The organism is Geobacillus sp. JS12 (genome assembly GCF_001592395.1).
In the GTDB taxonomy this organism is placed as follows: Bacteria; Bacillota; Bacilli; order Bacillales; family Anoxybacillaceae; genus Geobacillus; species Geobacillus zalihae.
Genome location: NZ_CP014749.1, coordinates 506,109 through 520,393, shown reverse-complemented (window position 1 = coordinate 520,393; position 14,285 = coordinate 506,109). Strand labels below are relative to the sequence as shown.

Genomic DNA, 14,285 nt, shown 5'->3' with positions numbered 1-14,285 from the left:
TCATCTTATGGTCTAAAACACCCCCCTATGCTCGTATATTAGGTTATATGAGGTTGTACTACAAGAAACCGCACGGCAAAAAAGGGGGGAGAAAAGTGAAACAAAATTGGGGGGCGAAATGGAAAACCGTATTGCTCGCTTCCGCCGCCACCTTGTTTGCGTTTTCGCTCATTTGCTATCCAAAACAGTCGCTTGAAGCGTCCATTCGCGGTTTAAATATGTGGTGGGAGGTCGTCTTTCCATCGCTTTTGCCGTTTTTCATCGTCTCGGAGCTGCTCATCAGCTTCGGCGTCGTCAGCTTCCTTGGCGTCTTGCTCGAGCCGCTCATGCGCCCGTTGTTTCGCGTCCCGGGCGTCGGCGGATTCGCCTGGGCCATGGGAATGGCGTCCGGCTACCCGTCTGGAGCCAAGCTGACCGCCCGCCTGTACCAGGAAAAACAGCTGACGACGATTGAAGCCGAACGGCTCTCGTCGTTCACCAATTCATCCAACCCACTTTTTATTTTTGGAGCTGTATCAGCGGGATTTTTCAACAACCCGCAACTCGGCCTTGTGCTGGCCGTTTCCCACTATTTAGGAAACATTAGCGTTGGGCTGATCATGCGCTTTCACGGCATCCGAAAAGAACAGAGGCAATCGAAGCGGCAACCACGCTCATTTTCGCTCCCGTATGCGCTGCGCACACTGCACCGCACGCGACTGAAAAACGAACAGCCGCTTGGCAAACTTCTTGGCGACGCCGTGCGCTCTTCTGTCCAAACACTGTTAATGATCGGCGGTTTTATTATTCTCTTTTCGGTTATGAATAAACTTCTGTATATGATGCATTTGACCGAACAGCTTGCCCCATTGCTGCGCCATCTGCTCCGCCTTGCCCAGCTGCCGGAGCAGCTTGACATCCCAGTGTTTTCCGGCTTGTTTGAAATTACACTCGGCAGCCAAATGATCAGTCAGACCGATGAGGCGATGCTGATGGAAAAAGCAGTGGCAACAAGCTTCGTCCTCGCTTTCGGCGGTTTTTCCGTCCAAGCGCAAGTCGCCAGCATTCTCGCCGAAGCGAGCATCCGCTTTCAGCCGTTTTTCATCGCGCGCTTGCTGCATGGAGTGTTTGCCGCTTCCTTTACATACTTGCTTTGGAAACCGTTGTACATCAAAACAGCCGGTGGGATGCCGACTAACATCCCAGCGTTTCTTCACGCCGCCAAAGACGGCGCTTGGAATGAAGGCTGGCGGTTGCTGCAGCAATACGGGCCGCTCCTGACACTGTTGTTCCTTTGCCTTTATATATGGCTCGTCATCAAGGCGGCCAGTGAATCGCGCGGGCGCTCATAAGACGCTTGAGCGCCCAGCTTTTTGGCAGCAAAAAGCCATCGGGGCGGTTCGCGTCGTCTCGGCCGTGAGCCGCCCTTGACGGCAAAACCGGGCCGGCGCCGACTGCAACGTTCGCTTAAGCGGCTTCATAAGGAAGCGTCAATCAGCGGCCGTGGACGCAAATTTCCGCTTCAGCGCCTGCTCAACAACCGGGGGCACGAGCTCGGAAATATCGCCGTTGTATTTCGCCACTTCTTTGACGATGCTCGAGCTTAAAAACGCATACTGGCTGTTCGTCATCATAAAAAACGTTTCAATGTTTTCATCAAGAACGCGGTTCATCGACGTAATTTGCATTTCGTATTCGAAATCGGACACAGCGCGCAAGCCGCGCAAAATGGCATTCGCTTTTTTGCTGCGGGCGTAATCAACAAGCAGGCCGTGAAACGCTTCGACATGGACGTTCGGAAGCGTCCGCGTCACCTCACGAAGCAGCTCGATCCGCTCCTCGACAGTAAACAGCGGCTTTTTCGACGAGTTGTTCAACACCGCCACATACACTTGATCAAACACTTTCGCCCCTCGTTTAATAATATCCAAATGCCCGTACGTCACAGGGTCAAAGCTCCCGGGGCAAACCGCAATGCTCGCCATCGCTTCCATCCCCTTCCCATCTATAAATCGTCACACCGGTGATACCGTATGTTTCCCGCTTCCATCGTGTCAGGCCGCCGACCTCCTCCGGCAGCTCCGCCTCCGCCGAGTGTTCAGCGACGACGACACCGCGCGGCTCCAGCAACTGACGCTCGGCGATCGACGACAGCAACGTCGGCCACTGTTTCTCTTTGTACGGCGGATCAAGGAAAATAACCGCAAAGCGGAGGCCGCGCTTCGCTACCGCCTTCAGCGCCCGCTCGGCGTCGTTGCAGTAAATTTCCGCCCGCTTCTCAAGCCCGCAGGCCGCCACGTTTTTTCGGACCGTCTGCACCGCTTTCCTGTCATGATCGACGAAAATGACGCGCTCGATTCCTCGACTGAGCGCCTCGATGCCCAAGCCGCCGCTGCCAGCAAACAAATCAAGACCGTTGCCGCCTGAGAAATATGGCCCGATCATATTAAATATCGCTTCTTTGACTTTATCGGTCGTCGGCCGCGTCGACATCCCTGGAACCGCTTGCAGACGCCGTCCTTTGCATGTCCCGGAAATGACTCTCATCATCTTCACCCAATTCACCGTTTCAAGGTGGCTTTGTCATCCATTTGATTCGTTGTTTTCATGGTAATCTTACCATAAAGTTGATGATCGTCAAACTACGGAATTTTTTCGCCATTCATGTATAGAAATCGGCAAACGGTCCATAATGAGTAATGGCAACACGCTTCGTGCGTTGTTGCCAGTGACGGAGAAGACTTACGTTTCCCCATAAGTTCTTCCTCCGGTTTCTCCTCTCCCTTTTCTTTATTCTTTCCGATCCTTGTTCCGCCCTGCGCGGAGGCAAGGAACTGGAAAGGGCCTTGCGGGTTCATTTCCGCAAGGTTTTTTTTGATTGCAATTCGCGAGGATGGCCGGTAAAGTTAAGGGTGGACGATGCTTGCAAGGGGGAACGATTCATGATCCAACGATTTATCGAACTTGGCGAAGGATATTCGGATATATATGAGCTGATTGCATTGGCGAAGGCCAACCGCCATCGTTTGTCCGGATTCTTTGTCTTCCATACGGTGAAAAAAGGCCAGGCGGTCGTCTCCTTGGCCGTTGTCCTTCATCCGACGGACCCCGGCGATTTCCAACCACTTTACATTTGCCGTGAAGGCATTCCCGATCCGTCCGTCAAGCCAAACAAACGGTACGAACTATTTATGGAAACCGCAAAGGAGCTGGGCATGGACGTCATTCACCTTGATGTTAAGCCATCGACGATGTTCGCTGAACTCGATTTATATTACCAACATTTGATCGGCATTATGCGGATGAATCGCTTCATCCTGCCGCTGCAGTAAACAAAGAAACAACGGGCCGAAAAGCCGGCACCGGCTTTTCGACCCGCTGTTTTCCTTTATCCAAGCGGATACGGGGAGTCTTTTTCCTTCTCCCCTTTCGATTCAAATTCCAGTTTTAAAAATGGGCGGTACGACGGCTCGACCCGCTTGACGAACGGAAGCGAGGCGAGCTTTTTCATGACATGGTCGACTTGCTCCATATCACAATACAGAACAGCATACTTCAGCCGTTTGGAAATGTAATGAATGTTGCCGAACTTGCGCAACTGTTTCCCATATTTCAGCGAATGAAGCCAAACGATAATCCCTTGCCGTTTTGGAAACATAGTCCCTTCCCCTTTTTTATGTGCGGCAGCCGCAGCTTCCGCCCGCCCCGCAGCCACCGGAACAGCCCGCCGACAAAAAGTACGGATTTCCGGTCGGCACTTTCACATGTTCGGACACCGCTTTGCCGATCAGCACGCTGATCTCATCAAGCAACTCTTGCATCCCCTTCTCCGCCTCCTTAAAGGCGGCGACCGTCTCATGCAAATCGAGCTCCCGCTTCGCTTCGCGCACTTCTTTCATCACGTCGCGGTAATCAGGATGGTATTTTCCGAAGCGCTGCACTTCTTCGTAGCGCTCCTTCAGCTTGACAAAGCGAGCGATCAGCTGCTGGGCGCGGCGGTCTTGCTTCAGCCGCCAAAAGGCGCGGCGGTATTCGTCCGCCACGTCCGACTCGACAATCATTTTGGCCAACGCTTCTGCTTTATCTAAAATCTCGATGCGCTCGAGAGTCGCAATCTTCACCAAATGGCACCTCCATTATTCATCATACCATGAACGAAAAGAAAATGAAAAGGAAAGAGATAGCAAAGAAGCAAACAAAAAAGGCGATCCAGACTGTGCCGAATCGCCTCTGTCCGCCTTTTAAACGATCGTCGTCATCTCTATCGGATGGCGACATCAAATTCGTGCGTCATGCCGGTTGCTTTCCCATCATTGTAGACGAGCTCAAGACGGATGGTATGTTTCCCGCTCGGCAAACCGCGCACAATAAAGGCGGCCGTGTATACTTCCGTCATTTTTTGCCCGTTGACATAGACATTAATGTGTCCGCCGCCGCTCCCTTTGCGGAACGGAAAGTGGACGGCAACACATTCAATGAATACGTCACTTCCTTTCACTTCATGCTTCACCTGAAGCGGACCGCCCACTGCTTCGGCGTGAGCGGAGGACGACGGCGCCGGCTCAAAGAAGGCATACGCCGCAAGCAATATGACAGCCGCAAACCATGCGAACCACTTTGGCAAAGACATCACTCCCTTTCGAAACTAGTCTTTGCCATTGGCCGCCCGATTAGTCGCGCATGGCTTTAAACATTTGCCACATAAGCGACGCCATTTGCAACGATTGGGAGATTTTTTCCACTTTGTCAGGGATCGTCAGCTCATAGTGGCGCAAGGCGGCCAATTGGAACGTCGACAGTTCATGCGGACGGCGGGCAAGGAGCCGGTACCAGCGCGGCTGTTCGCGCAAAAACGCGCGCAACATCGGTGTTCCTTGCACATATTGCCATACATCTTTCCTCATCGCCACCACCCTTTAATCTTTGCGGAACGAAAACGGATGCGCTTCTTTGTTTCTTTGTTCTTGACCGGCCCCTTGAAATTCGGAAAGAATGCTTTGGATCGCCGCGATCGCCTGCTGGACGTTCGCCAAATGTTTTTGCACATCGGCTGCATCGATCTGTTCAAGCATAGCCGCGAGCTTATCGAGCCATTTGTTCGTTCCTTTTTCCTCCTCTTTTGCCGCACCGTTTGTTTCCCGATACGGCTCCCATATGTCATCGTCTTCCCCGAACAAATACCAATCCTCATACACTTGTTTCCACGTCTTTTTGCCACTGCGCACCTCTTGGATGATTTTTGGATGTTTTTTCACAAACTGTTTAAACTGTTCAACGGAAGGATGCAGAGGCTTGACCATGGCGGTTCTCATCCCTTTCGTCCACTCATGCCTATCTGCCATATCATATCGCATCCAACACAGAGAGGTGCGCCCAATTTTTAGAGCGGCGTAAAGAAGTTTTGCGTATAGTAATCGGCGTAGACGCCAACGCCCAAGCGGGTGAACTCTTCGTTCAACATCATGTTCCGATGGTTTTGGCTGTTCAGCCATCCGATGGTCGCCTCAACGCCATCGACTTGATGGGCGGCGATATTTTCCCCGGCAAGCTGGAACGGAATGTGAAGCGCGCCAAGCCGCTTCGATAAATCGCCATACTGCGGCGACTCGTGGGAGAAAAACCGGTGATCATGCATATCTCGGCTATGTTTTTCCGCGGCGGCAGCGGCCTTGTCATCCCACATGAGAGAGGAAAGCCCATGGCGACGGCGGATCAAATTCGTCCAGTCAAAAATTTGCTTCGCGTTGGCCGCATCAACAGCCTGTCGCTTTTCTTCCGACAGCGGCGCGGCCGCCGGCAGGCTGCCGCGGTAAACGAGCTCGTACGGCCGCAACTTGACGAACGTTTCTGCATCCATCAGGCGGATCGCCGCCACCTCGCCGGTAAAGCGGTCAACATACAGCTGAGCGTAGACGCTGCCAACTTTGACAACCGGCCTTGATGAGTAATCTTGTTCAGACAGCTCAAACCGGTATGTCCCGCTGCCTAGCTTAATCTCAATGTTCGATAGCACCGGCATCGTTTGAAAAATCGTCTGCAACCGCTGGCCGACCGCAAACGGTTCAACGTTCACCTTCTCTCCGCCGACAAGGGCGGTGACGACGCGACCGCGCAAGATGCCAATCTGCACGTACGACTCGGGTCGACGGCTGTACACCCACCAGTCATATCCGTAAGCTGACGGGTCGATTCGGTCTGGAGCGCCAAGCCGTTTTTTCGCCTCTTGCGCCGATTGCCCGATCAACGCAACGATGCCGGCCGTCGCCTTCGGCTCTTTCAACATGTATCGATTCGTCTCTGGCTGCTCCGGGGGCTCGGGGCGGCGGACTCGGCACAAAATAATACAATCCAATCAAGAAAAACAAAAAAAGGAAAAACCATTTCACACGGCAACTCCCGCTTTCTGCGCAATCTCCTTATTGCCATTATAGCCGTTTTTTAGAGGCAAAAAAAAGAGGACACCCAAAAAGGCAAACAATTCGTTGAAAAGCAAACCGTTTTCGTACTATTATAAATGAGGGATGATTTCCTGTTTGGCGCTTTTACATATTGTGTTGTTAGGAGGAAGAAAGATGAAGTTTGAAAATACTGGACTGGAAAATCAGACGGTCGAACTGTCCCACCTTGATGACATTATGGAGCGCCACGGTTTTGTCCGCGCAGCGCAATGGGATTATGAACGGGTCACATACGACCGGAAATACGTCGTCAAAGAAGGCACCTACTATTTGCGCGTTCAAGGATACGCCATTGAGGGAGATGTCGATTCGCGCTATGCACTCATTAAGCTGCTCACGCCGATTTTAGGGAAACATTACTATCCACACGGCGTCGAATACGGCGATGATGAACATTTTCCGTCCTCTCTTGTCAGCCAATGCCAAAACGTGTTGGCGCAGGTCAAAAGCGAGCTTGAAAAAATCAAAGAATAATCAAAAAACGCATGAGAGCACGGTTCTCATGCGTTTTTTTCCGGCATGACAAGCCGTTTGACAACAATGTCGACCGCCTCGGCGACATATGGCGTCATCGCGGCGATCTCCTCGGCAATATGCTGTTGCAGCTGGCGGCAAACTTCCATCACCGGCGCCCCATATCGAATGGACATCTTGACCGTGACGCGGCACCGCTCGCCTTGAGCAACGGTGATGAACACCTCACAATCGTCAAGCGCGACCTCCGTCTGGCCGCGCACACACATCATGACAATGGTCAACAGCGTCGCCTCTACGGCGCTCCGTTTCCGATAGCGAAACGTGTTCACCGCCTTCTCCTCCCGCTGCACAAAATCACGTCTATACAGGCACGTTGTATTCTATAATAGATGCAATTTAAAGCTTTAACATTTTTCGTTTTTACCGGTCATTGCATCCGACTGCCGAGTGACCGAACAACACCGCTTTCAGCCCCATGTATAGGTCTGAGAAGCGGGGGTTTGTTCGGTCGTCCGTCACGCCTTGGCGTGACGGGGCAAGCCTGCGGCTTGCCCTCGACAGTCGAAACATCGATAAGTGGCTTTTCTATCCAAGATATGTTAAACGTTTTGGTTGCATCTATAATATATGTTATGCAGCCATCCCTGCCCTTGCTCCTTGCCCGCCGGTTAAAAACCGAGCACCGCCTTGATGAGCGACGTCGTTTGGCCCCCTGGATAGAGGACGTAAAGCAACCAGTAGACGACGACCCCGGTTGAGGCGCTGCCAAACCAAATGATGCTGGTGATCGGCCCAAGCCGACGATGGCGGGCCCTCTTGTCTTTCAATCCCGTCCAAATGGTGACAAGGCCAAATACGGCGCCAACTGTCGCCAGCACAATATGGAAAATAAGAAACAGCGTATAGTACACTTTGACGTTCTCCGGCCCGCCAAAGCTCGTATTGCCGATAAACAACGTCCGCGACATGTAAATGGTGAAAAACAGCAAAGCAAACACCGCTGCCGTCAGCATCACCTTTTTATGCGCTTCGATCCGCCTGCGGCTGATCAAATACCACCCATAAGCAACAAGCAAAGCGCTGATCACGATGCAGCTCGTGCTGATTGTCGGTAAAACGGCCATCGCTTCTCTCCCTTTCTTCTTTGTTCATCGTTTAGCGGCCAACCGCGCTTTACAGTTTGGTCGGCCGCAGCTCCATATCCATGCTTGGCTCTTTCTCCCGCTCCTTCCGATACCATTCGGTGAAGATGAAGAACAGCATCGTCCCGTACACGATTTCCTGGATGATTTTCATCAACACTCCGCCGAGCTGCTGATCATGGAGCGGCGACATCGATAAAAACATTTGCGGCCCGGTCAAATCAAGCGAAGCCAGCGTCCCTTGAGGAACGCATAAAGCCAGCGCAGCCATCCATGCTTTCGGGTCCGTATACGTCGCATAAAGCGGCGTATCGGTAAAAATGATGAGCGCGCAAGCCGGGGTCAACAGCATGCCGTCAGCGAAAATGTAACCCATTTTTTTTAAGCCGGACAATGTTTGCCACTCAGGAAGTTTATTAACAAGCGGCCACCACATGCAAAACGCAGCAACGAAAATGACCGAGGTAACAAAGGCATGCAGCCACATATTCATTTTCACAGCGTCAAAAATGAATGGAACGTGATAAAGCGAAAACAAACCGTTAAACAGCAATAGCGCCACAATCGGCTTTGTCAACAGCCGAAACACGCGGCGCACCGCTGCAACGCGGAACACTCGCTCATAAAGCGGCGCCGGAATGCCTAAAATAAAGCATTGCGGCACGATCAAATACAGCACTGCCATTTGCACCATATGGGCGGTAAACGTCAAATGGCCCATCAAATCCAACGGAGACCCTTTGCATATATAAAGAAGCGCCATCCCGGTCAAAAAATATGCTTTCTGCTTCCCCGAAACGCCATCACCGAGGCCGAAACGCTGCCGCCATGGCCCGGTGATCCCCATGTACAGCAATGCAACCGCCGCTAACACAAGCAAAAAAAACGGACTCCAAAGGGCGACGGGGCCAAACATTTGCAGCGATTGAAACATACGAATCCCCTCCTGATTTGTCCTTTCCCATTATACTACACGACGCCGCGCCAGGGCTATTGAAAAAAGGGGAAACCGGCGCAAAACCGATTCCCCCTTTTCTTACCACCAAATGACTGTTGTAAACGCCCAAACAAGTAGAAGCATAACCGCCACACCGCCGTAAATAAACATCGCCGGGAATTCGTGACCTTTATGGCTCATATGCATGAAATAATAAAGCTGGAATGCGACCTGCACGGCGGCTAAAAGCAAAATAAACGGAACGACAAACCAATGGGAAAACTCTTCGTAACCAACGGCGGCGAAGGCAATGAGCGTCAACAAAATCATCAAAACGAATGCAATCATTTGATGGCGCATCTCTTCCGCATTTTTCCGCCGGCGATACGCCAAATCGACGCGTTCATTTCCTGAATTCGTTTGATTCGCCATACGTTCACCCCACCATTCCCATCAAATATACAACGGTAAAAATGAACACCCAGACGACGTCGATGAAGTGCCAATACAGGCTTGCGACATAAAATTTCGGAGCGTTGTATAAATTCAACCCACGCTTAGCGTTGCGAATCATGAGCGTCAAAATCCAAAGCAACCCGAACGCGACGTGGCTTCCGTGCGTGCCGACGAGCGTGTAGAACGAAGAAGCGAAAGCGCTGGTCGTAAACTTATGGCCTTCATGCACATATTCATTGAACTCGTAAATTTCCAAGCCCAGAAAGCCGGCGCCAAGCAAAACGGTAATGCCAAACCAGAGCTGCATTTTTTTAAAGTCAAAGTTTTTCATATGGTAAATGGCATACACGCTCGTCAAGCTGCTGGTTAGCAACAGCATCGTTGCCATGAACACAACCGGCATTTGGAACAGTTCTTCCGCCGAAGGGCCGCCGTTCGTTTTATCTTTCAGCGCCAAATAGGTGGCGAAGAGAGAGGCGAACAGCACCGTCTCTCCGCCTAAAAACAGCCAGAAACCGAGAAACTTATTTTTCCCTTCAAGGGTGGCGCGTTCCGGCGCGGCCGGAAACGTCTCGGCCGTCAATTTTTCCTCTGCATGCATCAGGCGTTCGCCTCCTTCTTCTCAAGCTCAAGCACTTCTTCTTTATGGATATGGAAGCCGTGATCATCGATCACCGAGCGCAAGAACATCGAACCGAGCGTAATGAGCAGGCCAACAATGCCAACCGGCAAGCCCCATCCAGCATCGTTATGATACGTAAAGCCGAAGGCGGCAACAAACAGGCCGAACGCAATGACAAACGGCAAAAACGACGAATTCGGCATATGGATATCGCCAAGCGGTTCAGCTGGCGTCAATTCTTTTTTGCCTTCCATTTTTTCGAGCCAGAAAGCATCCAAACCGCGGACAAGCGGTGTTTGTGCAAAGTTGTACACCGGCGGCGGCGAAGCGATCGCCCATTCGAGCGTGCGGCCGTCGCCCCATGCATCACCCGGCACTTTTTCGCCTTTTGCTGTCGTTACCACAATGTTAATAAGTAAAATAATCGTGGCAGCCGCCATAAAGAACGCACCGACCGTACTGACGAAGTTCCCTGTCTCCCATCCTTGGTTCGGCAAGTATGTGAAGACGCGGCGCGGCATTCCTGTTAAACCAAGGAAATGTTGGATAAAGAACGTTAAATGGAAACCGATAAAGAACAACCAAAATGTTATTTTGCCAAGCGTTTCGTTCAACATGCGGCCAAACATTTTCGGCCACCAGTAATGCGTGCCGGCAAGCAGAGCGAACACAACCCCGCCGACAATGACGTAATGGAAGTGCGCGACAACGAAATAGCTGTCATGGTATTGGTAGTCTGCGGCCGCCGCTGACAGCATGACCCCGGTCACCCCGCCCATGACGAACGACGGGATGAAGGCGACGGCATAATGCATCGGTGTCGTAAACTTGATGCTTCCACCCCACATCGTAAACAACCAGTTGAAAATCTTGATTCCTGTTGGAACCGCAATCGCCATCGTCGCAACGGCAAAGATGGCGTTCGCAATCGGCCCCATCCCGACCGTGAACATATGATGCGCCCATACCATGAATCCAAAAAATGCAATCAAAACCGTTGCAAACACCATTGAGGAATAACCAAATAATCGCTTGCGTGAAAACGTTGCAAAAATTTCCGAGAAAATCCCGAAACAAGGCAAAATGAGAATATACACTTCAGGATGTCCGAAAATCCAGAACAAATGCTCCCAGATGATCGTATTGCCGCCGGCAGCAGGGTTAAAGAAGTTGCCGCCAAACAACCGGTCCATCATCATAAAAATTAAGCCGACCGTCAGCGGCGGAAACGCAAACAAGATGAGCGCCGACGTCACAAACGTCGCCCACGTGAACATCGGCATGCGCATAAACGTCATGCCCGGAGCGCGCATGTTGATGATCGTCACCAGAAAGTTAATGGCCCCCATGATCGTTCCGAAGCCGGAAATTTGCAGCCCGAGCGTATAAAAATCGATGCCATGATGCGCTTTCGAGTCAAGCGACAGCGACGCATACGACGTCCAACCAGCGTCCGGCGCGCCGCCTAAAAACCATGAACAGTTCAAAAACAGACCTCCGAAGAAAAACATCCAGAATCCAAGAGCGTTCAAAAACGGGAACGCGACGTCGCGCGCGCCGATCTGCAGCGGCACAACTGCGTTCATAAAGGCGAAAATAAGCGGCATGGCAGCCAAGAAAATCATCGTCGTCCCATGCATCGTCAACACTTCGTTATACAACCCGCCGACAAGGAAATCGTTGTTCGGCTTGGCGAGCTGAATGCGGATGAACAACGCCTCGAGACCGCCGAGCAGGAAGAAAAACCCGCCGGCAATCAAGTACAGATGGGCGATTTTTTTATGGTCGACCGTTGTCAAATAATCCCACAAAACGGCGCCAACACCCTTTTTGCGCGCGATCGTACTCACGGTGAAACCTCCTTCTCATGCTTTATTCCACTTTTAAGCTCATCAAATATTTCGTCAATGCGTCAATTTGCTCTTCCGTCAAGTGGCCATATGTACCCGCCATTTTATTTCCAGGCTTCACGCTGTTCGGGTCTCTCAGCCATTTTTTCAGATTTTCTTCGTTATGCTCCAAAATACCGGCGATTCGTTCGCGATCGCCAAAGTTCGCCAAGTTCGGCGCCGTGCGCGCTTGCACCGGACGCTTGTCCACAGGCGTCACCGCATGGCAGCCAATACAGCTTTTATTGAAAATCGCTTCCCCTTCTTTGGCGACCGGATCGGTGACAACCGGTTTTTTCGCATTTTGCATCTTTTTCACCCAAGCGTCAAATTGGTCGCGCGGCAACGGCCGAACTTTAAAGTCCATCAGCGCATGGGACGGACCGCAAAGCTCCGCACATTTGCCGTAAAAGACGCCGCCGGCCTTATCGGTCGCTTTTTGATCAAAAACAAGCCAAAATTGGTTTTTGTTGTCGGTGTTCGTATCCATTTTGCCGCCGACCGCCGGAATCCAGAATGAATGTTTGACATCCGACGCAATCAAGTTGAAATACACTTTTTCATTCGTCGGCACGACCAAGTCTTGGCTCGTGATAATGCCGTAATCCGGATATTCAAACTCCCACCAGTATTGGTTGGCGCGAACATTGACGACAACTGTATCCTTATCGCGTTTTTTGTCGTTCATCGCCTTGACATCCGACAGTTTGAACGTGGTCAATATCGTCGGCACAGCCAAAATGAGCAAGAGGATGATCGGAATGACAGTCCAGATAATTTCTAGTTTATGGTTTCCTTCCACTTGCTTCGGGATTTTATTTTCTTCCCCTTGCGCCGCCGGAAGCGGATGACAACGTAAACGAAGATGATCGCCACGACGACAATGACGAGCACCATGATCGATGTGCTCAACAACATGAGCGAATACTGCATGTCCGCTACTTCACCGGCGGGCTGGAGCGTCGATAAAAACGGCTTGCCGCAGCCGGCGAGCAACAGCGCCATCATCCCGAACAGGGAAAATAAGCGCCAGTTACAGAGCCCCTTGTTCATAGCCTAATCAAACCCCTCTTTCTTTCTTTGATGTGATGGATATATATAAATTCTTTCACTAAAGAAAGAATTTTATCTAATTCACCAAAGCGTCGCGATGACCATTGCCACGAACAAAATGGTCAAATAGTTGAGCGAATAGACGAACATCCACTTCGCCCATTTGATGTCATCTTTCATTTTCAACCCCGCCAATCCCAGCAGCAGCCAGCCGACATTGAGCAGCGTGGCCACGACTAAAAATGGAACGCCAAGCGAGAACAAGTAAAACGGCAACGGCAGCAAACATGCCACCCAAACGATGATTTGCCGCTTCGTCATGGCGAATCCATGGACGACCGGCAGCATCGGGATGCCGGCTGCGCGGTATTCTTCGCATCGCTTCATCGCCAACGCCAAAAAGTGCGGCGGCTGCCACAAAAACATGATTAAAAACAGGATGAACGGAACAATATGGAAATCCGGATCAACCGCCGTCCAGCCGATCACCGGCGGCACCGCGCCGGAAATGCTGCCGACAACGGTGTTGATCGTGTAATGGCGCTTCGTCCAAAGCGTGTATAAAAAGACGTACGTCACCATACCGATCAATCCAACGACGGCAGCCGTAACCGTTGTCATAAGCAAGCTCATCTCGCCGATTGCGACAAGACCAATCCCAAGCCAAAGCACCCGCCGCGGATCCATCGTCCCGGTGACGGTCGGGCGTGCTTTCGTTCGCTCCATATATTGATCAATGTCGCGGTCAATGTAGTTGTTGATGGCGCATGAACCCGCAATGACAAGCGCTGCTCCAAACAGTGTGAAAAAGACAAGATGCAGGTTCTCCAAAAAGTGTTCCCCAGTAAAATAAAACGCCAGCCACATTCCGGCGAACGTCGTAATCAAATTGGAATTGACGATTCCGATTTTCACAACAGACGACAACTCTCTCCAAACTGCCTTAACGCTCACATGCGAGCGATGACCGGCATCGGCCGCATCCTGGTGCACCGCTTTCAATTCGGCCATGTCTCCTGTTCCTCCTCGCTGCGCCGCTCCTTGCCCGGCCGGCGCCGTGATGTTGCCTGAAATTCTTTCCAACGCCAAATAGCAAAAACGGGCTGTTTCCTCTTTATATTAAATCACATTTTTTCCTCATCATGTGAACTTTTTTTGAATAATTTGTGTCAAATTTTTGAATGCGCGCACCCAAAACGGCTCATTCGCTTGTCCCATTAATATTTCTAGCAAACTTAATCGACTTATTCAATATGCAAACGTCATTTTGTG

17 protein-coding genes and 2 pseudogenes are annotated in these 14,285 nt (G+C 51.3%); 3 read left to right on the top strand and 16 right to left on the bottom strand.

All coding sequences use genetic code 11. From position 1 onward, the window contains the following. The first annotated feature begins 95 nt into the window (after window positions 1-95). On the top strand, window positions 96-1,331 hold the full coding sequence (ylbJ, locus tag A0V43_RS02665) for a sporulation integral membrane protein YlbJ (RefSeq protein WP_063192319.1): 1,236 nt from the start codon (window positions 96-98) through the stop codon (window positions 1,329-1,331). Between the two features lie 138 nt (window positions 1,332-1,469). Here the strand turns inward: ylbJ and coaD are convergent, their stop codons facing one another. After that, on the bottom strand, window positions 1,470-1,964 hold the full coding sequence (gene coaD / locus A0V43_RS02660; protein WP_011230599.1) for a pantetheine-phosphate adenylyltransferase: 495 nt from the start codon (window positions 1,962-1,964) through the stop codon (window positions 1,470-1,472). Then, window positions 1,930-2,526, bottom strand: coding sequence for a 16S rRNA (guanine(966)-N(2))-methyltransferase RsmD (gene rsmD / locus A0V43_RS02655; protein WP_015731677.1), 597 nt, complete (start codon window positions 2,524-2,526; stop codon window positions 1,930-1,932). The genes coaD and rsmD overlap by 35 nt, the downstream gene beginning before the upstream one ends. A gap of 395 nt (window positions 2,527-2,921) precedes the next feature. Here rsmD and A0V43_RS02650 point away from each other — a divergent pair, with 395 nt between their 5' ends. Continuing rightward, window positions 2,922-3,311, top strand: coding sequence for a DUF7147 family protein (locus A0V43_RS02650; protein ID WP_063192318.1), 390 nt, complete (start codon window positions 2,922-2,924; stop codon window positions 3,309-3,311). A 56-nt stretch (window positions 3,312-3,367) separates the two neighbouring features. Here A0V43_RS02650 and A0V43_RS02645 read toward each other — a convergent pair whose 3' ends face one another. The 6 genes and pseudogenes from A0V43_RS02645 to A0V43_RS02620 form a co-directional block, all read right to left on the bottom strand. Further along, entirely contained in the window at window positions 3,368-3,637 is a 270-nt protein-coding gene (locus tag A0V43_RS02645; RefSeq protein ID WP_011230596.1) for a YlbG family protein, read from the bottom strand. Between the two features lie 16 nt (window positions 3,638-3,653). Then, window positions 3,654-4,100, bottom strand: a complete 447-nt coding sequence (locus A0V43_RS02640; protein ID WP_063193788.1) for a YlbF/YmcA family competence regulator — start codon at window positions 4,098-4,100, stop codon at window positions 3,654-3,656. Window positions 4,101-4,240: 140 nt separating this feature from the next. Further along, window positions 4,241-4,609, bottom strand: a complete 369-nt coding sequence (locus tag A0V43_RS02635) for a hypothetical protein (protein WP_015374350.1) — start codon at window positions 4,607-4,609, stop codon at window positions 4,241-4,243. A gap of 40 nt (window positions 4,610-4,649) precedes the next feature. After that, a complete protein-coding gene (locus A0V43_RS02630; protein WP_013145870.1) occupies window positions 4,650-4,883 on the bottom strand; it encodes a YlbE-like family protein in 234 nt (77 codons plus the stop codon). A gap of 12 nt (window positions 4,884-4,895) precedes the next feature. Then, window positions 4,896-5,279: a YlbD family protein gene (locus A0V43_RS02625; protein ID WP_063192317.1), complete on the bottom strand. Its 384-nt coding sequence runs from the start codon at window positions 5,277-5,279 to the stop codon at window positions 4,896-4,898. 80 nt (window positions 5,280-5,359) lie between these two features. Further along, window positions 5,360-6,365: pseudogene (locus tag A0V43_RS02620) on the bottom strand (CAP domain-containing protein). A gap of 186 nt (window positions 6,366-6,551) precedes the next feature. Between A0V43_RS02620 and A0V43_RS02615 the strand changes: the two are divergent. After that, window positions 6,552-6,911, top strand: coding sequence for a YugN family protein (locus A0V43_RS02615; protein WP_015374347.1), 360 nt, complete (start codon window positions 6,552-6,554; stop codon window positions 6,909-6,911). A gap of 26 nt (window positions 6,912-6,937) precedes the next feature. Here the strand turns inward: A0V43_RS02615 and A0V43_RS02610 are convergent, their stop codons facing one another. The 8 genes and pseudogenes from A0V43_RS02610 to cyoE form a co-directional block, all read right to left on the bottom strand. Next, window positions 6,938-7,243, bottom strand: a complete 306-nt coding sequence (locus A0V43_RS02610; RefSeq protein ID WP_015374346.1) for an Asp23/Gls24 family envelope stress response protein — start codon at window positions 7,241-7,243, stop codon at window positions 6,938-6,940. 339 nt (window positions 7,244-7,582) lie between these two features. Then, complete coding sequence (locus A0V43_RS02605) at window positions 7,583-8,038, bottom strand: DUF420 domain-containing protein (protein WP_011230587.1); 456 nt, start codon at window positions 8,036-8,038, stop codon at window positions 7,583-7,585. A gap of 49 nt (window positions 8,039-8,087) precedes the next feature. Continuing rightward, window positions 8,088-8,990 (bottom strand): cytochrome c oxidase assembly factor CtaG, encoded by a 903-nt coding sequence (gene ctaG, locus A0V43_RS02600; RefSeq protein WP_063192316.1) that lies wholly within the window; start codon window positions 8,988-8,990, stop codon window positions 8,088-8,090. A 102-nt stretch (window positions 8,991-9,092) separates the two neighbouring features. After that, window positions 9,093-9,425, bottom strand: coding sequence for a cytochrome c oxidase subunit IVB (gene ctaF, locus A0V43_RS02595; protein ID WP_013145877.1), 333 nt, complete (start codon window positions 9,423-9,425; stop codon window positions 9,093-9,095). A gap of 4 nt (window positions 9,426-9,429) precedes the next feature. After that, window positions 9,430-10,050: a cytochrome c oxidase subunit III gene (gene ctaE, locus A0V43_RS02590; RefSeq protein ID WP_063192315.1), complete on the bottom strand. Its 621-nt coding sequence runs from the start codon at window positions 10,048-10,050 to the stop codon at window positions 9,430-9,432. After that, window positions 10,050-11,921, bottom strand: a complete 1,872-nt coding sequence (gene ctaD, locus A0V43_RS02585) for a cytochrome c oxidase subunit I (protein ID WP_063192314.1) — start codon at window positions 11,919-11,921, stop codon at window positions 10,050-10,052. Before ctaD ends, ctaE begins: the two co-directional genes overlap by 1 nt. A gap of 22 nt (window positions 11,922-11,943) precedes the next feature. Beyond that, window positions 11,944-13,013, bottom strand: a pseudogene (gene coxB, locus A0V43_RS02580) (cytochrome c oxidase subunit II). Between the two features lie 81 nt (window positions 13,014-13,094). Further along, on the bottom strand, window positions 13,095-14,024 hold the full coding sequence (cyoE, locus tag A0V43_RS02575) for a heme o synthase (protein ID WP_063193787.1): 930 nt from the start codon (window positions 14,022-14,024) through the stop codon (window positions 13,095-13,097). Window positions 14,025-14,285: the final 261 nt, after the last annotated feature.

Coding starts and splice junctions, on each gene's coding strand:
- coaD (WP_011230599.1), bottom strand. CDS start 1,964: ATGGCGAGCATTGCGGTTTGCCCCGGGAGCTTTGACCCTGTGACGTAC.
- rsmD (WP_015731677.1), bottom strand. CDS start 2,526: ATGAGAGTCATTTCCGGGACATGCAAAGGACGGCGTCTGCAAGCGGTT.
- A0V43_RS02650 (WP_063192318.1), top strand. CDS start 2,922: ATGATCCAACGATTTATCGAACTTGGCGAAGGATATTCGGATATATAT.
- A0V43_RS02645 (WP_011230596.1), bottom strand. CDS start 3,637: ATGTTTCCAAAACGGCAAGGGATTATCGTTTGGCTTCATTCGCTGAAA.
- A0V43_RS02635 (WP_015374350.1), bottom strand. CDS start 4,609: ATGTCTTTGCCAAAGTGGTTCGCATGGTTTGCGGCTGTCATATTGCTT.
- A0V43_RS02630 (WP_013145870.1), bottom strand. CDS start 4,883: ATGAGGAAAGATGTATGGCAATATGTGCAAGGAACACCGATGTTGCGC.
- A0V43_RS02625 (WP_063192317.1), bottom strand. CDS start 5,279: ATGGTCAAGCCTCTGCATCCTTCCGTTGAACAGTTTAAACAGTTTGTG.
- A0V43_RS02615 (WP_015374347.1), top strand. CDS start 6,552: ATGAAGTTTGAAAATACTGGACTGGAAAATCAGACGGTCGAACTGTCC.
- A0V43_RS02605 (WP_011230587.1), bottom strand. CDS start 8,038: ATGGCCGTTTTACCGACAATCAGCACGAGCTGCATCGTGATCAGCGCT.
- ctaG (WP_063192316.1), bottom strand. CDS start 8,990: ATGTTTCAATCGCTGCAAATGTTTGGCCCCGTCGCCCTTTGGAGTCCG.
- ctaF (WP_013145877.1), bottom strand. CDS start 9,425: ATGGCGAATCAAACGAATTCAGGAAATGAACGCGTCGATTTGGCGTAT.
- ctaE (WP_063192315.1), bottom strand. CDS start 10,050: ATGCATGCAGAGGAAAAATTGACGGCCGAGACGTTTCCGGCCGCGCCG.
- cyoE (WP_063193787.1), bottom strand. CDS start 14,024: ATGGCCGAATTGAAAGCGGTGCACCAGGATGCGGCCGATGCCGGTCAT.